Here is a 23,474-nt window from a genome sequence, read left to right on the forward strand (position 1 = left end):
ACAAACCGGGACTGAAGACTCATATCCACCCTCCCACTCCCCCGTCCGCCGTCTTCCAGAGGCGTCCTCGCATCTCAACTAAATCTTTTCTTCCTATCTATATTTCAGGTTTCCATGCCTGCTTACCGGCATTCTGTTCCTGTTCTCATATTCACGTCTATCTTCACATCTCATGCATCTGCCGCCATGGCAGTTGACATAATAATCTATTCAGGAGGTATTTCTATGATCTATGAAACATTTCTCACCACCATCCACTCACTTGTCCAGGAAAAACTGGAGGGCCGGGCCGAGGTTTCCCTTCGCCGTGTGCTGAAGAATAATGGGCTTCTTCTGGACGGGCTGTCGATTTCTTCGCCGTCTTCCGCCTTCTCACCGACCGTTTATCTGAACTCCTACTATGACGAGGAGGAGGAAGGACTGTCACTTCCCGTTATTGCCGAACAGATACTGCTTCTCTATGAGGAAGAGAACGGACTCCCGTCGGAGCTGGCACAGCAGTTGAAGGATTTTGAGAAAATCAGGGATCGGATCGCTTATAAGCTGATCAATGCGGAGGATAACGCCGTCCTTCTGTCGGAGGTACCTCATTTCCGCTATCTGGATCTTGCCGTCGTCTTCTATATCATTGTTTCCGAGAACGACGACGGTCAGATGACAGCGCTGATTCACGATGAACATCTGAGTATGTGGAACGTCACCCGGGAAGATTTGTCCGATTTTGCGGAAAAGAACATGGCCACTCTTCTGCCCTGCCGGATCACACCAATCGAAGATGCAATCCTGGCCATCGACGAGGAAGAACTGCCCGGCGGTGCGTATGAACTGCCCGGTGAAGAGACGGATATCTTCCCGGTCGATCTCTATGTCCTGTCGAATGAGAGAGGAATTAACGGCGCCGCCTGCCTTTTATACAGGGACGTATTAAAAAACTTCGCGGAACAGGTGGGGGACGATCTTGTCATCCTGCCCTCCAGTATCCACGAAGTTCTGTTGGCGCCATCCAAAAAAGCGCTGTCTTACGATGAATTAAATGAAATGATCTACTATATCAACCGTTCTGAGGTCCCAATGGAGGACCGCCTCTCCGATCATATTTATTACTATTCCAGGGAACAGAACTGCATCTGTCCTCCTGCCCCGTTCTTCTCTAGCTCTTCTGGACCAGACGGAACAGGGAATCCACAATGAAAATGGCAAGAGCCATGGCCCCCGCTATCTGTATCGTCTGAATCAGATGATAGGTAGAGAGATCGGCAAGCCCCTGTATCATAAAATAGACGCAGCGGTACACGGATGCTCCGGGCACGGTCGGAAGAATGCCTGCCACCAGGAACACCGTTACCGGAGCCTTTAAAAGTCTTGCAAAAATATGGCTCAGGATTGATACCACCAGACTGGAAAGAAAGGCGGCCATAATCTGGGAGCGGCCCGACTGAAGCGCCAGCAGATAGACAAACCAGCACGCCCCGCCTGCCGCGCCCGCATAAACCAGGTACTTTTTAGGCACATCCAGGATGATGGAGAAACCGAATATAGCAAGAAAAGCAGACAAGCTCTGCACTGCAAGCGCTGTCATACGGCACCTCCAATCATCTGAAATACAACCATTGCGGCGCCGACTCCCGACGCCACGCCGAGAGCCACGACAATCGCCTCGGCTATCCTGGCTACGCCGGAACTGTAATCCCCGTTCAGCGTATCGCGGATTGCCGCGGTGAATGTCACGCCGGGAACCATCGGCATGATGGCGCTGATGATTACAGCATCAATGTTCATGTCAAAATACACCAGCTTCTGAATCAGCAGCGCCGTCACCGCCAGGGCAAAAGAACCGGCCGCGTTCTGGCAGAAATCATTAAATTTAAGGCGTGACGCTCCCGTGACCGCCAGAGCCAAAACAAGTCCCACGACGCCGGCCGCCACACAGTCCAGCCAGTTTCCTTCAAAAAGAATGGCAAAAAAAGCCGATGTCATGATATAACCGATGCACTTATGAAGAAATCCGTACTCGATAGAGGTTTTGATCTCCCTCAGTTCTGCCCGCGCCTCTTCCACGGTCATCTCTCCGGCGCAAAACTTTCTGGATATATTGTTTACACGATATACTCTGTTTAAGTTCGTCGATCTTTTATCGACTCTCTTGACAACCGTGATTGCACTCATCGAAGGATCGGAAAGTGTTGCAAATATCCCTGTTGCCAGGGCAAAAACCTCGATTCCCTCCAAACCGGACTTTTTCATGATCCGGCTGACCGTATCCTCGATACGGTATACCTCGGCTCCGCTGACCAGCATGATTTCCCCCGCCTGCACAGCCATCTCTATCAGTTCCTGATAATCCATCTCCCGGTACCCCATTAAAAGTAATTTTCAGCGGTGAGGCCGCGTATTCTTTCACACCACCGCCCTATGTAACAAGTAGAAATCCCGCCTGTGGGATTCCCGCCTCCGTCAGGCAGCTTCACATGCCGCCGGTTAGAATATTCTGCTGCCAATCTGGAACACCAGGACCGCAGCAGTCCATGCCACTGCCAACTGGAACGCCATCATCAGAAGGGTCCATCTTGTGGACTGTGTCTCTCTTCTGATTGTCGCTATCGTGGCAATACAAGGCGTATATAAAAGGCAGAATATCATCAATGCATAAGCGTTAACTCCCCCGAAACCCACGCCGCCCAGCATGATATGAAGCTGTGTCATACCGGCTGCCGAGTTGATGTTATTAATTCCGTACAGTACGGAGAAGCTGGAAACCACCACCTCTTTCGCCGATATACCGGAAATCAGAGCCACTACAATCTGCCAGCTTCCAAGTCCGGCCGGCGCCAGAATCGGGGCCAGGCTGTGGCCGATAATTGCCGCAAAGCTGTCGGAAACATTGCTGATCAGACCGGACGGTCCGATATTCAGGATAAACCAGAGAATAATGGACGCAATAAAAATTGTGGTTCCGGCTTTGGTCAGATAGTCTTTTACTTTGTCCCACACATAGATGGTAACCGTCCTCAGGTTCGGCGTCTTGTATTCGGGAAGCTCAATAAGAAGAATGTTCTCATACTTTTCATTGGAATTCTTATGTACAATATAAGCAACCAGAATCGCCACGGCAAGTCCGATGACATAGAGGGAGTAGGCTACCAAAAGCGCTTTCCCCGGGAAAAACATCTCCGAAAACAGGACGTAAATCGGAAGTCTGGCCGAACAGGACATGAACGGAGTAATCAGGATTGTCCTTCTCCGGTCCTTCACGCTCTCCAAAGCCCTCGTCGCCATGACGGCCGGAACCGTACAGCCAAACCCCAGCAGCATCGGAAGAAATGCCTTGCCGGACAGTCCCACCATTCCCATCGTCTCGTTCATGACATAGGCGACGCGCGACATATATCCGCTGTCTTCCAGAAAAGCCAGCGCCAGAAACAGGATAAATATGTTGGGCAGAAAGGTAAGGATTCCGCCGACACCGGCAATGACACCGTCCACTACAAGGGAGATGACCCAGTCGGTGGCATGGAGATTTTGGAGAAGTAAGAGAACCGAGGCTGAAAACCAGTTCAGTCCGCTCTCAAAGTACCCCTTCAGGAAATCCCCGACCGTAAAGGTGAAGAAAAATACAAGGGCCATAATTCCCAGAAAAACGGGGATTCCCCATACAGGGTGCGTCATAATCTGATCCACTCTGTCGGTAAAAGCCGATTTTTCCGCTTTGTTAAACAGGCACTCATCAATAATCTCTTCTATATAATCGTATTTTTCATTGATAATATTCTTCTCGTAATTTTTATCAATGATATCACTCAGGTCCACAGGGTGATCCTTACAGACTTCCTCGTCGTACTCCATCATCTTGATAGCATGCCAGCGCATATTGTCGAGCCGGCCAAAGTGCGCTTTCAGCACTACTTCTATCTTGGCTATTTTGTCCTCTATGGCATCGGAATACCGCACGACAACTCCCTGGGGCTCCTCCTCATAGTGGTGCACAACGGCGTGCATCAGGACGTCCAGTCCCGTCCTCTTCCTGGCCGACACCGGCACCACCGGAATGTGGCCTAACATCTCCGGCAGACGGTGCAGATCGATCTCCATACCGCGGTCCTCCACGATATCCATCATATTGAGGGCCAGGATAACCGGCTTCTTCAGTTCCAGAAGCTGCAGCGTCAGATAGAGATTCCTCTCCAGGGACGATGCATCCACCACATTGATAATCACATCCACTTCATTATCTTCAATGCATTTTCTGGTGACCCGCTCTTCTATCGTATAGGAGGTCAGGCTGTATATTCCCGGCAGATCGATTACCTTGATGGGCCGTCCTTTATAGCTGGTCTCCCCCTCCACGCGCTCAACCGTAACGCCGGGCCAGTTGGCCACCTTCAGCTTGGCCCCGGTAAAAGCATTAAACAGGGTTGTCTTTCCACAGTTTGGGTTTCCAACAAAACCGACTGTTATCTGTCCGTTTGCTGCATTCATAGCCGGTTCCCTCCCTGACTTCGTTCTTGTGCCGACGCTGCTTCCCTGATCTCGATTCCATCGGCTATTTTCTGGCCCAGAGCCAGTCTCGTTCCCCTGACGTTGATAATCAGGGTTCCGCTTTTCTTCTTATTCAGTACGGTTACTTTTGTATGCTCATTGACTCCCAGAGCCTCCAGACGCCTGGTCAGACGCTCCTCAATCATAACTTCCTGGACAATGTAACTTTTTCCTATTTCGCCTTCATAAAGCTTCATGGTTAGTCACTCCTCCCCTATCGCTTTATCAATTGTAACCGTCCCGTCAGGCCTTGTCAATTATCTTCCAGCTCCAGGAGCATTTTTTTGATATCCGTCATCCGGTCACGCAGTGCGGCGGCTTCCTCGAAGTTGAGTTCCGCAGCCGCCTTGTGCATCTTCTTGGTCAGCTCCTTTACAATCTTCTCCAGTTCCTGCTTGTTCATAGATTCAGGATCCTTGGTCACTTCGTTCGTAATCCCCGCTGCTGCCTGGGATATCGTAATCAGATCACGGACCGCTTTTTTAATCGTGGTCGGCGTGATTCCATGTGCTTCATTATATTCCTGCTGCAGCTTCCTTCTTCTCTCCGTCTCACTGATGGCGGCGCGCATGGAGTCCGTGATGTTGTCGGCATACATGATAACATGGCCTTCCGAGTTCCTGGCGGCACGTCCGACCGTCTGAATCAGGGATGTCTCCGAACGCAGGAATCCTTCCTTATCCGCATCCAGGATTGCCACCAGGGATATCTCCGGAATATCCAGGCCCTCGCGCAGAAGGTTGATTCCAACCAGGACGTCGAACACATTGAGACGCATATCCCTGATGATCTCGGCCCTCTCCAGGGTGTCGATATCGGAGTGAAGGTATTTCACGCGGATTCCCACCTCGCGCATATAGTCCGTCAGGTCCTCGGCCATACGCTTCGTCAGCGTTGTAATCAGGACTTTATTGCCCTTCTCCACTTCCCGGTTCACTTCCGATACGAGATCGTCGATCTGTCCTTCTACCGGACGCACTTCGATAGGCGGATCCAGAAGACCCGTAGGACGTATAATCTGCTCCGTCCGCAGCATCTCGTGTTCTTCCTCGTACTTGGACGGGGTCGCGGACACAAACATGATCTGATCAATCTTGCTCTCAAACTCTGAAAAGTTGAGCGGGCGGTTGTCCAGGGCCGACGGGAGCCTGAATCCGAAGTTGACCAGAGTCGTTTTCCTGGAACGGTCTCCGGCGTACATGCCGCGCACCTGCGGCAGGGTGATATGGGACTCGTCGACGATAATCAGGAACTCTTCCGGAAAATAGTCGATCAGGGTGCACGGCGGCTCTCCCGGAAGGGAACCGGTCAGATGGCGGGAATAGTTCTCGATTCCAGAGCAGAATCCCGTCTCACGCATCATCTCCACATCAAAATTCGTACGTTCTGAGATCCTCTGTGCCTCAAGGAGCTTATCCTCGCTCTTGAATTCCTCCACGCGGACCTTCAGTTCCTCCAGAATGTTGGTTGCCGCCAGCTCCATCTTCTCCCTCGGGATAACATAATGGGAGGCCGGGAAAATGGCGATATGGCCCAACTGGGACTTGATTTCCCCGGTAAGCGTATCAATCTCGGTGATCCGATCCACCTCATCGCCGAAGAACTCAACGCGGTAAGCGTCTCCGCCCGAGTAGGCCGGATAGATTTCCAGCACATCACCGCGGACACGGAAGGTGCCTCGCTTGAAATCCATATCATTTCTCGTATACTGGATGTCGATCAGTTTATGGATGACCTCATCCCTGTCTTTAATCATGCCGGGGCGCAGGGAGATTACCATCTCCTTATAGTCTATGGGACTTCCCAGTCCATAAATACACGAAACTGAAGCGACAATGATAACATCCTGGCGCTCCGACAAAGCAGCCGTCGCAGAGTGGCGCAGCTTGTCTATCTCATCATTGATGGATGAGTCCTTCTCAATGTAGGTATCGGTGGACGGGACATAGGCCTCCGGTTGGTAGTAATCATAGTAGGAGACAAAGTATTCCACCGCATTATTCGGAAAATATTCCTTAAATTCACTGTAGAGCTGGGCCGCCAGCGTCTTGTTGTGGGCGATGATCAGCGTCGGTTTCTGCAGCTGCTGGATGACATTAGCCATCGTAAACGTCTTGCCGGAGCCTGTGACTCCGAGAAGTGTCTCACATTGGTTGCCCTCTTTAAAACCTTTTACAAGGTCGGCTATGGCCTGGGGCTGATCGCCGGTTGGCTGGTATTCTGATACTAGTTCAAAATGATCCATGAAAGTTCCTCCTTTATGAATCTCTGTTTATTCAATTATGCAGCCGCACGGCTTCATAATTTTTAAATGAATATGCTGATTTTACAAAATCATTTCGGACTGCCTGCATCATTTTTTACAGTCCGCTCCAGTTTCGATTATATCAGAATGCCTGTGAAAAGTACAGAACAAACATTCGATTCCCCGATATTATTTTACTGGAAATTCTCCCGCCGTTATCTTCCATTTTTTCCGTTCCCCGCCATCGCCTGTCTGTATAAATTTTCCCCTGATTCCGGCTTTGTAATCCTTTTTGTTTTCTATCCGCCGTAATGTGAAATCTCCTTACCGTTTTCCACTTGACAAGCTCCCCTTCTGCACTCAAAATAGAGGGATAAGGTCTTTTACACAGAAAATGATGAGACAACGGGAGGAATATAACATGTACAGTTTTGCCAATGATTACAGCGAAGGAGCGCATCCGCGCGTACTGGAAGCGATGATGAATACAAACCTGGAGCAGAATCCGGGATATGGTAAGGACGGCCACTGTGAGCGCGCCGCCGCTCTGATTAAGAAGGAATGCGGGCGCAGTGATATCGATGTCCATTTTATTCCGGGAGGCACACAGGCCAACCTGCTGGCAATTGCGAGGGCTCTGCGTCCGCACGAGGCCGTGGTTTCCGCCGAAACAGGCCACATCAACTGCCACGAGACGGGAGCCGTGGAGGCGACCGGCCATAAAATTCTCACCATTGCGTCATCCGACGGAAAAATCCATGCGTCCGACGTCGCACAGATGATCAAAAAACACAACGCAGAATTCACCGTACTTCCAAAATTAGTTTATATCTCCAATACAACGGAGCTGGGAACACAGTATACAAAGCAGGAGCTGGAAGAGCTGAGCCACTTATGCCGCCTGAACCATCTCTATCTCTTCCTGGACGGCGCCCGGCTGGCTTCGGCCCTGACCAGTTCCGCCAATGATCTCACTCTGGAAGATCTGGCGGAGCTTACGGACATGTTTTATATAGGCGGAACTAAAAATGGGGCATTATTTGGGGAGGCGCTGGTGATCTGCCACCCGGAACTGAAATCCTGCTTCCGTTTTCAATTAAAGCAAAGGGGCGCGATGCTGGCAAAGGGCTGGCTCCTGGGCCTGCAATTTGAAACGCTTTTCACCGACGGACTTTATTATGAGCTGGGAAAACATGCCAACGATATGAGTGAAATTCTCAGAACGGGTTTTAAGGACTGCGGTTTTTCCTTCTTGTCCGATACCTCCTCCAACCAGATTTTCCCGATTGTCGGCAGGCAGCTGGCGGAAAAGCTGGCGGAAGAATACACCTATGAGACGGAGCGTGTATTCGCCAACGGTGATATGGCGATCCGTTTTGTCACCTCATGGGCAACACCTGAAAAAGCGGTCCGCGGCTTTGTAGCATATTTGAAAGATTGTATCGAAGAACCGGCCAAAGGGATTTTTATTATATAGGGGAGTTCGAAGAACTTTCCTATATATACAGAAATGAAGTATATTGAAATGGGGTATACAGAAATAAAATATTAATCGATTCTCTTATTCTCAGCTTGTCGACAAACTATATTTTCCTTATATCAGGAGTTTGAGGGTGTAACCCTCATTTCAAATCACGTAGGTGGAATTCAGTTCCGCCGTAGTGCTGAACTGCCGATTTCTAGGGGCTTTAGCCCTTGCGCGAGGAAATCGGCAGTTCTTCCTTCGGTGACTAGAATTTATGGCGTTATGCCATGAATTCTACAGAGTGGCGACTTTGCCGATCAACAGAATAAGAGAAGCCCCGTATCACACATGTGATGCAGGGCTTCTCTTATTCTGTTGATCGGCAATGAAAAGTTCGCGAAGCGTGCTTTTCGTTGTTAACTGGGCCACAAGGATTCGAACCTTGAAAATGACGGAGTCAGAGTCCGTTGCCTTACCATTTGGCGATGGCCCAATATTTAAGATTCCGCAACCTTTTATTGTTGGCTGCGGAATCTATTATATCATATTACCAGATTTCGTCAAGGGCTTTTTTAGCATTTTTTGTAATTTTTTAAACAAAATGTTGAATTCGTTCCCTTCACTGTCCCGTTCCCGATTCAATCTGGACCGGAGGACTGGTCTGGCCGCCTGACGACGCCTGGGTCTCCGGTTCTGTGGCAGGAAGTGTTTCCGGCGCCGGAGGCGTATCCGACGGTACGGAAGCGCTTTCCTGAGGCTGCGTCGGTTTGACCGTCTCGGTTTCTTCCGTCTCGTCCTCGTCATCTCCGTCCGTCACCTCATCGGCAATATCGGGCGTATCAAAATATCCCTTAATACTTGCATAGGAGCCGCCGTCCCTTGGAGCTACACCGGCCAGGACAAATACATAGTCGGTTCCTCCATCCAGACCCTTGATGGTAATCTCACAGGAGTCCGGACTGGTATCGGTTATCATCGCCGAATAGCTTCCTCCGTTCTCATCCTTCACGGACACGGTCGGATTCTTCCACTTGACTTTCCCTTTAAATACAACGTTCAGCTTTCCGTCTTCAAAATCCACATAATCAATTTTGGCCTTTTTCCCCGAACTGCTCTCTTCCGTCTCCTCGGCCGTTTCCGTCGTTCCTGCCGGAGCGGTGGTGTGAGGTTCCGTGGATGGACGCTGTGTCTCTGCGTTCGTCTCGGAAGATGATGCTTCTTCGGTCAGGCTCTCCTGTGTGGAGACGGCAGTCTCCGCCCTGGTGGCGGCGGTGCTCGTGTGATCGGCGCTGCTCTTCTCGGAAGTCTCTTCATTTGCATCGTCGTCATCGCGGCGCACGGTGTAGGAACGCTCGGTGATTTCCTTTGCAATCTCTTCCATCGTCATCCCGGCGAATTCTTTCATATCCTCTTCGCCCAGGTCGTTTTCATCAATCAGCTCCTGCAGGAAGTATGCTTTTCCATAGGAAATCCCGTATTCCTGGGCCAGTTCCCTGACTTCGTTGGAAACCGGAGCCTGCTGATCGTAAACTACAGCCTGTACCTTATGTTCTTCCAGTGAGGCCTCGATATCCACAACAACATCCTGGCGCAGCTCGGAAGCTTTCTTCTTATCGTCGTTGGCTACGGTTACAAGAATTGCGTTATCCAAATCATTCAGATAACCATGACGTACCATGGAACCGATGAGAGCGTTTACCGCAATGTCCACATCCACATTCTTCAGATCCATGTCATCCAGGATCTCCTCCGCGTCGCTGTTCAGCGCCTCGGCTTTCAGGACCTTGTCATTACGGTTGACTGAAAGTTCAATACTTGGATTGACATCAATGCCGACGACGGAATCGATCCGGCTGTTCTGATATCTGGCGACGCCTCCGCCTAAGACAGCCACGCACAGGCAGGCGGCCATAACGGTTGCCGCAGTGCGCATCCTCCGGTATATCCTCGTCACCTTGGACGGTCCGGTATAAATATCCTGGGGGATCGTCAGATCAATTTTATTAAGCACATCGGGAGTCAGGGTGTCCACTGCCGATTTCAGATGTTTTGCTATCTCATCGTTATTCCATTGTAAGTCTGAGTGATCGGTCAATGTTCTCCCTCCTCTCTCAGATGTTTCTGTAATTTTTTCATGGCACGATTGTATTTAGACAGCACAGTTGCAAGCGGCATCTCGAGATCCGCCGCAATTTCCCTGTGTTTCATGCCTGCTGTCGTATGTAACAGCACAATCTGCCGCTCCTCTTCATTCAGGATCTGGAGCGCTGTGCGAAGCACCATCTTATCCGCCGCATCTTCTATCTGCGGGCAGAATTCCCCCATCTCGCCTTCTGAAAGGTCAGAAAGACCTATATCGGCTTCCCTTTTCTGGTCGCGGAATTTCATGTAACAGAGGTTTCTGGCAATGGTAAACATCCAGGCCAGCGGTTTCCCCTGAGACTTGTAGCTTCCTGCAGAAGTCCATATCTTTATATAAGTCTCCTGCATGATCTCTTCCGCATCCTGCGGGCTGCGCAGGATTGACAGAATAAAGCCATATATGGTTTTATCCGTATTCTGATAGAGTCTCTGAAACGCCTCCCGGTCGCCTGTGGCAACGCGTAAAAGCAGCTTCTCATCGCTCATCTTATCATAAGCGACCGCCTCTTCCAGGGTGGTAAATATCCCCATCAAAAACATGGACTAAATTTCCTTTCTATTAGTTTAATGCAAAGGATCCGTTTCTTATTGCACACTTTGGAAAATTTTTTCTTCGTATGCGACATCGGCCAGAAACAATCCCTCCGCAGGAGCCGTCTTTCCCGCCTGACTTCTGTCAAGACTTAAAAGCACCTCCCTGACGGAATTTTCGCTTCGTTCATGGAGTCCGGCTTCGAGCAGCGTCCCCACGAGAATCCGCACCATATTATAGAGAAAGCCGTTTCCCTCAAAAAGAAGTTCAAGCTGTGTGCCCTCCCTGCGGATGTCAATCCGGCTGATGGTCCGAACCGTCGTCTTCTTCATCTTTTTAACCGAACAGAATGCCCTGAAGTCATGGGTTCCAATCAGAAAGGCCGCCGCCCTTCTCATGGCCTCCAAATCCGGCATGGTCCCCAGTCCGTATCTGTATTTGCGTTCAAATACGTCTTTTTTCTCCGCCGTCTCGATCCGGTAAATATAAGTCTTTGAAACGGCGTTCAGTCGGCTGTGAAACCGCGGCTGTACCTCCTGCGCATCTAAGATTCTGATATCCTCCGGCAGGTACTCATTCAGATAATTTTTAACGGACGCCATAGCGGAGGAACTTTCTTTCCCCCTGAAATAGGACATGGGCAGATGGAAATTAGCCACCTGACGCAGCGCATGGACGCCCGCATCCGTCCGGCCCGAGCCATGAACTTCCACCGGACACCCTGCCATCCGTTCCAGGACAGCCTCAAGCTTTCCCTGGATTGTCTGCGCGGTATTTCCCTGTTTCTGCCAGCCGTCGTAGCGTGTGCCGTCATATTGTAAAATGATTTTTATATTTTTATCTTCCAAAGTTTCTCCCCGTCCTTTTCTTTCCTTCCTCTTTCAGCTTTCCCTGTTACAAGTAAACAAATACAGAGGTACAAAATTGTTCCCGTAATAACGCCGCTCATATCGAGCCACACATCGCTGATCTGTCCGGATCGTCCCTCCGTAAAAAGCTGAAGCGTCTCATCCACAAAAGGGATGAAAAACAGGAGGAGCATATGGAGCTGTCTTCGTACTGAAGCGCCGAAGTCCAGATTTCTCATACTTTTAAATAGCAGGATGCCGAGAACCGTATATTCTCCAAAATGAGCGCATTTTCGAATGATATGTTCCGTCAGCCATGGAGCGCTGAGCCCAGCCGCATTGATTGCCTGATGGACGAGACGGAGCACTAAACCGCTCTCCGCAGACGATTCGTCCGCCGGGGTCAAAGAATTTGAAAATATGAATATGATATAGGCAAATAACAGGACATGCCAAATCATCTTTTTTTTCACCAAAGTCACCGCCTCTATCCTCTGCCTCCCTGCTTCACACGGCATCCGGTGTTTTCATCCAGAATACCGCTCTCTTTTACGGCATTCACCGCTTTCCCAATCGCCTCGTCGTCCTGTACCAGGGCCATTCTCACATAGCCTTCCCCCGATGGGCCGAAAGCGCTTCCCGGAGTTACAAGAACACCGGTCTGCTCAAATAATTCCGTTACAAATTCAAGGGAATCATTAAAATGAGCCGGAATCTTCGCCCAGACGAACATGGTGGCCTCCGGCTTGTCTATCTGCCATCCAATGGCGTTAAAGCCGTCACAGAGCAGGTCGCGCCGTTTCTCATAAGCCGCCCTCGTCTCCGCCACGCAGCTCTGATCTCCTGTGATCGCCGCAATGGCCGCTTTCTGAATCGGCAGGAACATGCCGTAGTCCATATTTGATTTTAACGTCTTAAGGCGGCCGACTACTTCACGGTTTCCGACACAGAAGCCAACCCTGGCTCCGGCCAGGCCGTATGTCTTGGAGAGTGAGTTAAACTCCACTCCCACCTCCCTGGCTCCCGGAAACCGCAGAAAACTTCCGCAGGTTTTCCCGTCAAAGACCAGTTCACTGTATGCGTTGTCGTGAAGCACGATGATATCATATTTTTTGGCAAATACAATTAACTTCCGATAGAAACTGTCCGGCGCCATGACGGCGGTCGGATTGTTCGGATAAGAGACTACCATCAGTTTTGCTTCCATGGCCATTTCTTCCGGAATTTCTTTCAGATCGATAATATAGTGATTCTCTTTCCTCTGCGGCATGTAATAGAGCGATGCGCCGGCAAGGGACGGACCGTCCGCGAACACGGGATAACAGGGATCCGGAACCAGAATCCGATCTCCCTCATCCGCAATTGTCATGGCAATATGGGAAAGTCCCTCCTGGGAACCCAGAAGAGAACAGATCTCCGTCTCCGGGTCAAGCTCCACTCCATAGCGGTTCCTGTACCACAGGGAAACGGCTTTAAGAAGCGCTTTCCGGTCACTGATGGCATATATGTAATTTTCCGGTATCAGACATTCTTCGCTCAAAACTTTCAGTATATGCGGAGCCGGCGGGATGTTGGGCGCTCCGATGCTCAAATCCACAATCATGTTTCCCTCTTCCAGTCGCCTCTGTTTCATCTGGGCCAGCATGGAAAAAACGCCTTCCCCAAACCGGTCCATTCTCTTTGCAAATTCCATCTGAATTCCTCCGTTCTTATGCAGGGCAGAAAAAGCCAATTTAAGTCATTATATTACATTGAGGGGGGAAAGTAAAGGGTGGGGGGAGGAGGAAAAATGAGGACGCTGTGCGGGGGATGGTGGACGGGGGAGTGGATGGTTATGAGTCTTCAGTCCTGGGGTGGGGATCGGGGCGGGGGAATTCGGGCAGAAAAAGATTCCTGTGGGAAACGCTTGCGCTTTGTGGAGTGCATAACAGTACTAGACTCGATAAGACCTCGTCAAGTACTGATGGACTCCAATATTCCCACAGGAATCTTTTTCTCCCTCATCCCCCCGCCGGGAAGGTTATGACAGGACTGAAGACGCGAAGTGTGCTGCCCCGCCCGCCATCCTGGCATCGCTGAATTCCTCGTTTTTCGTTTGGGAAATAGAGGGGATGAAATGCGGAGGCGGATTCGAAGAGGACGTAATTGTGTAATATGAAATGACTATGATAAATTCTTGGCGGTGCTGAGGGCTTAGTTGTTGGGAGCTGTTTTGCTATTTTGCTGTTTAGGGTTATTGGAACTTGCAGGGACTATTGTGTGTTGGGGGTTTTTAGGGATTCTACTGCCGGTTTTATTGTGTCACGGTCTGTTGGGGTGGAGAATTCCAGGGACAGGAGTTCGGTTTGGTTGGATATGATGTATAAATCCCGCTCTCTGCTGTTCCAGGACTCTTCGATGGCGTTTGTCATTTCGGCGTCGTTGTCGTGACGGTCCAGGGTATAGTGGTACCGGACCACCTCGGCGTCTCCGTCTTTCCAGGTTTCTTTTTTCTCTATGTTCCAGACGTTTCCTCTGTTGATTGGGTATGTTTTTTTCGTGGAGCGAATGATCCAGGGGAAGGGGCTTTTGTAATACTCCATCCTGAGATCCTGTTCTTTTCCGGAGGGGTCACGTCTGACGCCGCCCTCTCTCTGGTAAAAACAGAAGATGGTCTGCTGGCTCTTTTCTCCCCAGCTTTCTTCGAATGTGTAGCCGCCCAGTTCTTCGAATTCTACGGGGAATCCGGCTATCCGTTCGTACCGTTTTTCTTCGCTTCTGTTCGGAAAAACGGAAATAATCTGCATTGTGATATAGATTAGGGCCAGGGTTCCCACTATGACCGTAGCGCCTATATAAATCATGACTTTTCCCGCCTTTGTCGTCTCCTGAGTCTCTCTGACCATTTCCAGGACTTTGCCGCAGTAGAGGATGAAAAGTATCATGACAAAAATCTCGATTATGAAAGGCAGTGCGCCCGTTCTGCCCTGGGAAATTGCAAGCAGTAACAGAGCAGCCAGAATAAACAGGCCATACAGGGCATTTCTTCTTTTCACCTTCTTCCAGGAGGTATGGGGAAGTGTTCCTGTTTCATCAATCGTTTTTCCGGCCCTGTAATACCAGATTACCGGACCCAGAAGCTGGCCTGCCAATATGAGGATCAGCAGAAAGTAAAAAAACATGGTTATCAGTTGTTCGTAGGATGAAAACTGGGTTCCCGGATTCTTCAGCATGGACTTCAGCATCCACAGCCAGGCGCCGATTATAAACAGCTCGCACAGTACCCTCCCCCAGGAAAGCGTGACTTTCCGCTGAATCTCCAGTTGGATTCCGGGATCTGTCTCTATCGGCACCGTGTCTTCCTCTTCCGTATAAAAGATTTGCCAAAGCGCTCCGCCGTACTGTAATTTCCAGCCGCCCTCCTCGCAGTACTCACGGAACTGCTGTGCTTCTATGCTTTCCACGCTCTCGAATTCCGAGCCGCCCGGCAGGACCGCTACACAGAATTTAAGTCTTTTCGGTTCTCCCTTTTCAAAGCATTCAATGCAGTTCTGGCGGATATTCTTCAGGAACCAGCCTCTTGCCGCCATCTTTTCCAGATATTCGGCAAAGGCCTCGGTCTCATATTCTTTGAATGTTATAAATGTATACTTTTTCTTTGCCATGGCAGGCTGCCTCCTCTCATTGTGCTTATTTTGCTTCTTTTTTGTGATAGAAAAATAGAAAATTAGTCTATTGTCTCCTCTATGATTACCGGGTTCTGTTTTCCAAGCTCAATCCAGTCGGGAGTTATCCTTGTAATATAATCCAGGGGGAAGAAAATAACTCCGATCAGTATGATGATCACGAGAATTATTATAACCCTGGCCTTCTCTCCCCCGGCCGCTCCTTCGTTGTCCCGCCTGTATCTGAACACTTCTATGCAGGCGCTTTCGAGCATTTCTATCCAGATAAGCGTTATGAGCAGCGGACGTATCTGAAATGCCGCCAGAATAATGATAATTGAGAAAACAAGTTCCAGGCCGCTTCTGAACATGGCCTGTTTTACATCTCCTGACGGAATCCCATCTCCTCTTTCCACACTTTGACGTGCCTTTCTGTACCATTTAATCATGCTAAACCGGCTGATGGCCCTGTAGATTGCCCAGACAGCCAGGAGACCGCAGCCTGCCGCCTGTAAAATGGATAAAGAATCGATTCCCGTTTTCCAGATCACGCTTATCGCAGGGGCCAGCAGACAACAGACAATCAGGAAATCGAGAACCAGGCGCCAGGGCGCCATCATGATATCCCGGATTAAATCCAGTTTTGTCTCCGGATCGCTCTCCACCGGAAGTACATCTTCCTCCTGCGTATAAAAAATCTGCCAGAGAATTCCTCCGTATTCCAGATTCCAACCGGCCTGACTGCACAGTTCGCGGAACTGACCGCTGCCTTCATTCTCTTCAATGTCAAACCGGCTGCTGCCAGGCATCAGAACCACGTTGTAACGGCGCTTTGAAGGTTCCCCTTTTCTGAAAGACCAGATGTTGTTTAGCATGCTCCTGTCTATATACCAGCCCTTTGCCGCCATCTTTTCAAGATATCTGGCAAATGCCTCTCCTTCGTATTCCCTGAAATTGCAATACCGGTATCTTCTCCCTGCCATTATAAACTGCCTCCCTTCATATATTCACGGCCCTCTTCCACCAGTGTCTCCAGGCGTCTGTATTCCTCCTGAAGCATCGTTCTTCCGTGAACGGTTATCTGATAGTATTTCTTTCTTCCTTCGACCTTTACCTCCTGTATCATGTCTTCTTTTTCAAACTTCGCCAGAAGCGTGTACAGGGTTCCCGGCCCTATCTGGATTCTGTCTCTCGATATCTCCATGGCCTTTCTGGAAATATCAACTCCGCATCTCGGCTCTAAAAGAGCCAGCAGGATGTAATACATCTGTTCCGTAAGACTCTGGAACTGTTCCCTTGCCATGGCCGCTCCCCCTTTCTTCTATCTTTGATTCCTGTTAGATTTTCCATATTAATTTTCTGTTTTAATTTTCTGCTTTTACTTTCTGTTTTAACTTTCTATTCTGACTTTCTAATTAGACTTTCCGTCTGTCCGCAGCCCTATATTGTAAGTTTAAAAGCTCTCTTTCACAGCCAATATCGAATATCGATATTTATACTTTTATTATATTATCGATATTCGATATTGTCAATTCCAATGATATTACTATTTTCTTACATTATTCAGAACAGTGCTCCCTGCCTGTAGATTTTAAGCGGAAGCTTTATCCCAGTTTCCGCCCGGCAGCGCTATAACAGTACAAAATGGTTTTTGTCGTATGATATAATCTTTTCCTTCTGCATTTTAGACAGTTCGGCGGACAGAGCGCTCCGGTCCACGGCCAGATAGTCGGCCAGCTGCTGCCTGTTGAACGGGATGTCAAAGCTTCCCTTCCCCTCTTTCTCGGCCTGATAGGAAAGGTAAGAAAGTACTTTTTCACGGATTGTCTTCTTACTCATATGATCAATTTTCGTCGTCAGGGTGAGATTTCTGCCCGCAATAACGGTAAGCAGGTTTTGTATTACCCTGGAATGAAACTGACATGCCATCGAACAGACCGTCAAAAGTTTCCTGACTTCCAGAAACATGACTTCCGTATTTTCCGCCGCCATAACGCTGACCATCAGGGGTTCCCCGACCGCGCAGGCGTAACTCTCACCGAATATCTGCCCCGCTCCAATCCCCGCAATGATCTGTCTGTCTCCCCAGTAATCTTCCCGCATCACCTGGACCGAACCGGTAATTACCATTCCAACGGTGGTAATCGTATCACCCATTCGGAAAATGTATTCGTCTTTTTTATAGGACCGGCTGACGGCGGACAGGCATTTCAGGACACTCTCCGTCTCCTCCTCCGTAAAGCCCCGGAAAAGGCAATTATCCGGCATCGATTTATTTTTCATAATTTTTCTCCTTTACGTTGTAATTACAACAGACATATTGCAATCATTTTAATATACTGTAACCACAAGTTCAAGAGGTACAGGAAAAAGAACTTACTGTTATATTACCGGTTCAGAAAGTGAGGAATTATTATGATAAGAAGAATTATAAAAATCAACGAAGAAAAATGTAACGGCTGCGGTATCTGCGCCGCTGCCTGCCATGAAGGAGCCATCGGGATGGTGGATGGAAAGGCAAAGCTTTTAAAGGATGATTACTGTGACGGTCTTGGGGACTGTCTCCCGGCCTGTCCGACAGGAGCCATTACATTTGAAGAAAGAGAGGCGGCGCCCTACGATGAAGCGGCCGTTAAGGCAAGAGCCGCCGCAAAAGCCGCAAAAAAATCACCGGCTGCGGAGCATTCCGGCGAGGAAACTCCTCTCCCCTGCGGCTGTCCCGGCTCCCAGAGCAGAACAATAGTACGTCCCGGTGACGGCGGAGCCCCTGCCTACCACACCGTTGACCATCATGCGGACGCGGCCGGTACGGCCTCCTGTTCCGGAGCCCCGGTTCCGGTAAGTCAGTTATCCCAGTGGCCGGTTCAGATTAAACTTGTTCCGGTCAGGGCGCCTTACTTTGACGGAGCGAAGCTCTTAATTGCAGCCGACTGTACCGCCTATGCCTATGCCAATTTCCATAACGAGTTTATCAAAGGCAAAATCACCCTGATTGGCTGTCCGAAGCTGGATTCCGTGGACTACTCGGAAAAGCTGACGGAAATTATCAGGAACAACGATATTAAGAGCGTTACCGTAGTGCGCATGGAAGTTCCGTGCTGCGGCGGAATCGAACACGCGGCGAAAAATGCGCTGCAGGCCAGCGGGAAATTCATTCCATGGCAGGTTGTAACCATCTCAACCGACGGCAGGATTCTGGACTGAACGTAGAGTAAACGGTAACTTAATTCTATGCAGATTCCATATGAAAGGAGAAAACCATGAAATATCCCTATATAAAAAATATCGCCCATGAGGAAGCCGTTACTTTGTGCGGTCAGGTCACAACTCAGCCGGGACAGCTTGTCAGCAAAACCCTGGCCCAGAACAGCGCCGTCAGCATCACGCTCTTCGCCTTTGACAAGGATGAGGAAATCAGCACCCACGATTCCGAGGGTGACGCGATGGTCACCGTACTTGAAGGAAGCGGCCGTTTTACCGTGGACGGCAAAATCCACGTCCTGAACGCAGGGGAAACCCTGGTTATGCCGGCCAAGAAGCCCCACGCCGTGTATGCGGAAGAACCTTTTAAAATGCTTCTAGTCGTAGTTTTCCCATTTAATAAAGAAGCGTAACGGGCTTCTCTCATCACATCACTTATACCAGCTTAAAAAAGGAGAAAAATAAATGAACGATAAAATGTTTTGTTTTCAGTGCGAACAGACCGCCGGATGCAGCGGCTGTACCGGCAGGGCCGGTGTCTGTGGTAAAACGGCTTCCGTGGCCGGACTTCAGGATGAACTGACCGGCGCCCTGATCGGCCTTGCCAGATCCTGTTCCAGCAATCCGGTCACGGATAAGACCTGCCGGATTATTCTGGAAGGACTTTTTACCACCGTTACCAACGTTAGTTTTGATGAGGATTCCATCCGGCAGATGATAAAACAGGTGCAGGAAGAAAAGAATTCCATCGTGCCCGGCTGCCGGGCCTGCGGTTCACCCTGCGGCCATAACAGCGATTACGACATGAACAGCCTCTGGAATGCCGATGAGGACATCCGTTCCCTGAAATCCCTGATTCTGTTCGGTATCCGTGGGATGGCGGCCTATGCCTACCATGCCATGGTGCTGGGATACTGCGACGACACGGTCAACCGCTTCTTTTTAAAAGCCCTGTTTGCCATCGGCGAGGATTGGGGCATGGATGAACTGCTCCCCATTGTGATGGAGACGGGCGAAGTAAATTTACGCTGTATGGAGATGCTGGACCGTGCAAATACGGAATCCTTTGGAACCCCGGCTCCCACTACGGTTCCCCTTACCGTGGAAAAAGGCCCGTTTATCGTCATCAGCGGCCACGATTTATACGACCTGAAACTGCTGCTCGAACAGACGGAGGGAAAAGGCGTCAATATCTATACCCACGGTGAAATGCTCCCGGCCCATGCCTATCCTCTCCTGAAAAAATATTCCCATCTGAAAGGAAACTTCGGCACGGCATGGCAGAACCAGCAGAAGGAATTTGCAGGTATTCCTGCTCCCGTACTTTTCACCACCAACTGTCTGATGCCGGTGAAAGAAAGCTACTCCGACCGTGTATTTACGACCGAAGTTGTGGCCTGGCCGGGACTTGTCCACATCGGGGATGATAAAGATTTTACCCCTGTCATTGAAAAAGCCCTGGAACTCGGCGGGTATGAGGAAGACCGGGAATTCACAGGCATTAACGGAGGAAAAGAGGTGACGACAGGTTTTGGTCACGGAACCGTTCTTTCCGTGGCGGATAAAGTGGTGGAGGCCGTAAAATCCGGCGATATCAGCCATTTCTTCCTTGTGGGCGGCTGCGACGGCGCACGCCCGGGAAGAAATTACTATACCGACTTCGTAAAACAGGCTCCTGCCGACAGCGTGATTCTCACCCTGGCCTGCGGTAAATACCGGTTCAACGATCTGGATTTAGGAACGGTTGCCGGACTTCCCCGCCTGATGGATATGGGACAGTGTAACGATGCCTACAGCGCCGTCAAGGTGGCTCTGGCCCTGTCGGATGCCTTCGGCTGCGGCGTCAACGACCTTCCGCTGACCCTGGTACTGTCCTGGTATGAACAGAAAGCGGTCTGCATTCTGCTGTCGCTGCTTCATCTGGGCATGCAGGGAATTTACCTGGGTCCGACGCTCCCCGCTTTCCTCTCTGAAAATGTGCTGAATTATCTCGTTGAGAACTTCCACATTTCACCGACCGGAACTCCGGAAGAGGATTTAAGGAAGATGCTTGGAAAATAAGAACGGCTCCCCGTCATCCGGCGTATTCCGGCATAGAAAACAAACGGCGCGGGCTTAACGTCTCATACCTATCAAAGGCAGATGAAACATTAAAAACCGGAAACGGGATGTTTCATCTGCCTTTTGCCGTGACGCAAAACTGGACACCGGCCCCGATAACCGCAAACGTCAGCCCCACCACCACGGTCGACAGGACGGTAAATCCCGTTTGCTGTGCATTTATCATTCTCATACTGCTGTCCATGATGGAAAAACCGCCGCCCAGCGAGGTTGTCAGTATAAGAACCACTTTCGTAAATTTCATTGCCAGAAATCCGGCGGCCGCCCCCAGAACCGCAGGCAGCAAAACCAGGAGAACTCCCTCTTCCCGCATCAGGATTTTTCCTGTTTCAAATACCATCAGAAAGGCCAGGATAAAAATCCCCGCAAGGTACAGCCGGAATGCGGCCGCCCCCACCACAAGCCCCGCAATCAGAGCCGCCAGCGCGGTAATCCAGCCGCTTCCGCTCAGTTTCCACGCGATATTGCCTCCGAACAGCGCTCCCACCATAAAGCCCGACAGGCCAATCCACAATTCTTTTAACCGGTAACCGTAAAAACAGTTTAAAACTGCGATTACAAGTGTCACGGCCGCCGATAAAATTCCTGATTCTATGTTCATTTCCATTGTCTCCTTCTATATTTATGACGCGGCTTTTCCATACTCTTTTTTACTGTTCACAACCATCTAAAAGGCACCGTGCCGCGAACAGTAACACGCATCGCGCAATTCTTCCCGTAAATAATAACCATAATTTGCAATATTTCTGCATATTTTTCTCTCTTACGTGACAACCTATCAAAGAGGTGATAATATGGCATCCTATGTAGCTCCGGCAGTCCAGGAAAAATTCGAATCACTGTCTGTTGATTTGAAAAATTCGATTCTGGAACGCAATGTCCGGTTGGAAAATGTCTTTGATTTAATCAAAGTATTAGAAGAGATCGTGGCGGAAAGTGAAAACTGACGCCCGGACACCGGTACCGGAGAAGATCTGATAAACCAGACTTTTTCCGGTATCCGGTATCTGATTGGGCAGGCAGTGCCGCCGGATATTCTGAGGCATTGCCTGTTTTTCCGGGCGGGCAGCTGCTGATTCCGTCTTATCCCATATGGTAGATTATTGACCATATTTTCCCACTCATTCTTCTTCCGGAATTTTCTCACATGTTTGTCTTACCGTATTAAACATAAAGTTAAATCTAACGTAAATCATAAAGTTATCCACAAAAAAAGCTGCGCCGCACTTCTGTATCCACAGAACTGCAACGCAGCTTTTTTTGAATGTCGATAACCTCTTCTCTTCACAGACAGGTTACCGTTATAAAACGGAGATGGAGGGATTTGAACCCTCGCGCCGGTTACCCGACCTACCGCATTTCGAGTGCGGACCCTTCAGCCACTTGGGTACATCTCCATATTTCAGACGCAGCAGACATGGCCTGCTACTGCACCTCTGATATTATACTAAACATTTTGATATTTGTCATCCACTATTTTGCTTCCGGACCGTAAAATAATACGTTTTGCCGTATTCCGCGGGCGCAGAGTTTATGAATTTTTCAAATAGAAAAAGGAAATCTTGGGTATAATAGATAAAAAATCGAAAGGACACTTAATACGCAATGGTACTGCTTAACGAAATCCAGTTAAAACAATTTGAGCAGCATCTCATCAATGAAGAATGTGCTGCATCTACTATCGAAAAATATCTGCGTGATATACGCGCCTTTCTATCCTCTCCGGCCTGCGGAACAGAGCTTTCCAAAGACATGATTCTTGAATATAAAAAAAGCCTGTCGGAAAAATACAAATCAACCAGCACCAACAGTATGCTGGTTGCCTTAAACCGTTTTTTATCTTTTTGCGGATATCATGATTTACAGGTTAAGTTATTAAAAATCCAACACCGCTCATACCGGGAGCAAGATAAAGAACTGAGCATAGCAGAATATAAAAAATTAGTCCTGGAAGCCAAAAAGAATAAAAATGAACGGCTCTGCCTTCTCATCCAGACAATCTGCAGTACGGGGATCAGAGTGAGCGAACACCGGTATATTACGGCAGAAACGCTCCGCACAGGCAGTGTGCGCATTGCTAATAAGGGAAAAGAAAGGACAATTTTTCTCTCGAAAGATTTAAGACAGATATTGGCCAGATACTGCAGGGAAAACCGCATCGGCACAGGTCCTGTTTTTGTGACGAAGAACGGAACGCCTCTCAACCGATGTAATATCTGGGCAGAAATGAAAGCGCTGTGTAAAAACACGGGAATTGAGCCCAAAAAAGTGTTTCCCCATAATCTTCGCCATCTTTTCGCCCTGACCTATTACCGGCTGGAAAAGGATATTGTACGGCTCGCAGATATTCTGGGACACACAAATATAGAAACAACCCGAATCTATACTTCTACAACTGAAGAAGAATGTATCCGCTCCCTGTCCAGATTGAACCTGCTTCTATAGAGGAAGCTTCTTACTGTAAGAGAGAATCTGGTTTAAAAATAACATAATCGACATTATGTGATGAAATTACATAAAAATGCAACTCTTTACCAAATTATTATGCCTCAGTAAGGGGATTTTTGCAAGATATATTTAGAAATATATGGTATACCTCTGGCTTTTTGCGCCCATTTATCGGTAGATAACACAGGACGTGTTAAACCCGCATGCGAAATGAAAAGAGGCGCCGAACGGATTTAATTTTCCGGCACTCAAAAAAGATTCCGGCTGAATGAAATAATGACGCAGCCCGAAT

At 49.2% G+C, this 23,474-nt stretch carries 22 protein-coding genes and 2 tRNA genes; 7 read left to right on the plus strand and 17 right to left on the minus strand.

What is annotated here, in order from left to right; all coding sequences use genetic code 11:
- Window positions 1–225 precede the first annotated feature (225 nt).
- Window positions 226–1,191: a DUF5688 family protein gene (locus QZT18_RS18415; protein WP_294150232.1), complete on the plus strand. Its 966-nt coding sequence runs from the start codon at window positions 226–228 to the stop codon at window positions 1,189–1,191.
- Here the strand turns inward: QZT18_RS18415 and QZT18_RS18420 are convergent.
- The 5 genes from QZT18_RS18420 to uvrB all read right to left on the minus strand — a co-directional run bounded on the left by QZT18_RS18420 (window position 1,151) and on the right by uvrB (window position 6,781).
- Entirely contained in the window at window positions 1,151–1,579 is a 429-nt protein-coding gene (locus QZT18_RS18420; protein ID WP_125142243.1) for a threonine/serine exporter family protein, read from the minus strand. The genes QZT18_RS18415 and QZT18_RS18420 overlap by 41 nt on opposite strands.
- Window positions 1,576–2,346: a threonine/serine exporter family protein gene (locus tag QZT18_RS18425; protein WP_294150234.1), complete on the minus strand. Its 771-nt coding sequence runs from the start codon at window positions 2,344–2,346 to the stop codon at window positions 1,576–1,578. Before QZT18_RS18425 ends, QZT18_RS18420 begins: the two co-directional genes overlap by 4 nt.
- 132 nt (window positions 2,347–2,478) lie before the next feature.
- Entirely contained in the window at window positions 2,479–4,476 is a 1,998-nt protein-coding gene (gene feoB, locus QZT18_RS18430) for a ferrous iron transport protein B (RefSeq protein WP_294150236.1), read from the minus strand.
- Entirely contained in the window at window positions 4,473–4,733 is a 261-nt protein-coding gene (locus tag QZT18_RS18435; RefSeq protein WP_125142240.1) for a FeoA domain-containing protein, read from the minus strand. Before QZT18_RS18435 ends, feoB begins: the two co-directional genes overlap by 4 nt.
- Before the next feature lie 56 nt (window positions 4,734–4,789).
- On the minus strand, window positions 4,790–6,781 hold the full coding sequence (uvrB, locus tag QZT18_RS18440) for an excinuclease ABC subunit UvrB (protein ID WP_294150240.1): 1,992 nt from the start codon (window positions 6,779–6,781) through the stop codon (window positions 4,790–4,792).
- A 421-nt stretch (window positions 6,782–7,202) separates the two neighbouring features.
- Between uvrB and QZT18_RS18445 the strand changes: the two genes are divergently transcribed.
- Window positions 7,203–8,258 (plus strand): low specificity L-threonine aldolase, encoded by a 1,056-nt coding sequence (locus QZT18_RS18445; protein ID WP_294150242.1) that lies wholly within the window; start codon window positions 7,203–7,205, stop codon window positions 8,256–8,258.
- A gap of 408 nt (window positions 8,259–8,666) precedes the next feature.
- Here QZT18_RS18445 and QZT18_RS18450 read toward each other — a convergent pair.
- From QZT18_RS18450 to QZT18_RS18495, 10 genes are all read right to left on the minus strand, one after another.
- Window positions 8,667–8,739: transfer RNA gene (locus tag QZT18_RS18450), tRNA-Gln, on the minus strand.
- 126 nt (window positions 8,740–8,865) lie between these two features.
- On the minus strand, window positions 8,866–10,341 hold the full coding sequence (locus QZT18_RS18455) for a hypothetical protein (RefSeq protein ID WP_294150244.1): 1,476 nt from the start codon (window positions 10,339–10,341) through the stop codon (window positions 8,866–8,868).
- Complete coding sequence (locus QZT18_RS18460; protein ID WP_294150246.1) at window positions 10,338–10,928, minus strand: RNA polymerase sigma factor; 591 nt, start codon at window positions 10,926–10,928, stop codon at window positions 10,338–10,340. Before QZT18_RS18460 ends, QZT18_RS18455 begins: the two co-directional genes overlap by 4 nt.
- Before the next feature lie 45 nt (window positions 10,929–10,973).
- On the minus strand, window positions 10,974–11,768 hold the full coding sequence (gene truA, locus QZT18_RS18465; RefSeq protein WP_294150248.1) for a tRNA pseudouridine(38-40) synthase TruA: 795 nt from the start codon (window positions 11,766–11,768) through the stop codon (window positions 10,974–10,976).
- Window positions 11,750–12,241 carry a VanZ family protein gene (locus QZT18_RS18470; protein ID WP_294150250.1) on the minus strand — a complete coding sequence of 164 codons (492 nt, stop codon included), beginning with the start codon at window positions 12,239–12,241 and terminating at the stop codon, window positions 11,750–11,752. Before QZT18_RS18470 ends, truA begins: the two co-directional genes overlap by 19 nt.
- A gap of 14 nt (window positions 12,242–12,255) precedes the next feature.
- Complete coding sequence (locus tag QZT18_RS18475) at window positions 12,256–13,461, minus strand: aminotransferase class I/II-fold pyridoxal phosphate-dependent enzyme (RefSeq protein ID WP_294150252.1); 1,206 nt, start codon at window positions 13,459–13,461, stop codon at window positions 12,256–12,258.
- A 559-nt stretch (window positions 13,462–14,020) separates the two neighbouring features.
- The gene (locus tag QZT18_RS18480; RefSeq protein ID WP_294150254.1) at window positions 14,021–15,412 is read right to left on the minus strand and encodes a DUF2812 domain-containing protein; all 1,392 of its coding nucleotides are present in this window, start codon (window positions 15,410–15,412) and stop codon (window positions 14,021–14,023) included.
- Window positions 15,413–15,474: 62 nt separating this feature from the next.
- On the minus strand, window positions 15,475–16,395 hold the full coding sequence (locus QZT18_RS18485) for a DUF2812 domain-containing protein (RefSeq protein WP_294150256.1): 921 nt from the start codon (window positions 16,393–16,395) through the stop codon (window positions 15,475–15,477).
- Window positions 16,395–16,715, minus strand: a complete 321-nt coding sequence (locus QZT18_RS18490; RefSeq protein ID WP_294150258.1) for a PadR family transcriptional regulator — start codon at window positions 16,713–16,715, stop codon at window positions 16,395–16,397. Before QZT18_RS18490 ends, QZT18_RS18485 begins: the two co-directional genes overlap by 1 nt.
- Before the next feature lie 326 nt (window positions 16,716–17,041).
- Entirely contained in the window at window positions 17,042–17,695 is a 654-nt protein-coding gene (locus QZT18_RS18495) for a Crp/Fnr family transcriptional regulator (protein ID WP_294150259.1), read from the minus strand.
- A 132-nt stretch (window positions 17,696–17,827) separates the two neighbouring features.
- Here QZT18_RS18495 and QZT18_RS18500 point away from each other — a divergent pair, with 132 nt between their 5' ends.
- From QZT18_RS18500 to hcp, 3 genes are read left to right on the plus strand one after another with little or no spacing between them, the layout of a single operon-like run.
- On the plus strand, window positions 17,828–18,616 hold the full coding sequence (locus tag QZT18_RS18500; RefSeq protein WP_294150261.1) for an ATP-binding protein: 789 nt from the start codon (window positions 17,828–17,830) through the stop codon (window positions 18,614–18,616).
- A 56-nt stretch (window positions 18,617–18,672) separates the two neighbouring features.
- The gene (locus QZT18_RS18505) at window positions 18,673–19,026 is read left to right on the plus strand and encodes a cupin domain-containing protein (RefSeq protein WP_294150263.1); all 354 of its coding nucleotides are present in this window, start codon (window positions 18,673–18,675) and stop codon (window positions 19,024–19,026) included.
- Between the two features lie 52 nt (window positions 19,027–19,078).
- Window positions 19,079–20,674, plus strand: coding sequence for a hydroxylamine reductase (gene hcp / locus QZT18_RS18510; protein ID WP_294150265.1), 1,596 nt, complete (start codon window positions 19,079–19,081; stop codon window positions 20,672–20,674).
- 112 nt (window positions 20,675–20,786) lie between these two features.
- On the opposite strand, the gene QZT18_RS18515 is transcribed toward hcp, so the two are convergent.
- Window positions 20,787–21,335 (minus strand): hypothetical protein, encoded by a 549-nt coding sequence (locus QZT18_RS18515; RefSeq protein ID WP_294150267.1) that lies wholly within the window; start codon window positions 21,333–21,335, stop codon window positions 20,787–20,789.
- A gap of 193 nt (window positions 21,336–21,528) precedes the next feature.
- Here QZT18_RS18515 and QZT18_RS18520 point away from each other — a divergent pair, with 193 nt between their 5' ends.
- Entirely contained in the window at window positions 21,529–21,681 is a 153-nt protein-coding gene (locus QZT18_RS18520; RefSeq protein ID WP_294150268.1) for a hypothetical protein, read from the plus strand.
- A gap of 362 nt (window positions 21,682–22,043) precedes the next feature.
- On the opposite strand, the gene QZT18_RS18525 is transcribed toward QZT18_RS18520, so the two are convergent.
- A tRNA-Ser gene (locus QZT18_RS18525) sits at window positions 22,044–22,131 on the minus strand.
- A 208-nt stretch (window positions 22,132–22,339) separates the two neighbouring features.
- Here QZT18_RS18525 and QZT18_RS18530 point away from each other — a divergent pair.
- A complete protein-coding gene (locus QZT18_RS18530) occupies window positions 22,340–23,179 on the plus strand; it encodes a tyrosine-type recombinase/integrase (protein WP_294150270.1) in 840 nt (279 codons plus the stop codon).
- The last annotated feature ends 295 nt before the right edge of the window (window positions 23,180–23,474 follow it).

This window comes from uncultured Clostridium sp. (assembly GCF_900547735.1).
Classification (GTDB): domain Bacteria; phylum Bacillota; class Clostridia; order Lachnospirales; family Lachnospiraceae; genus Otoolea.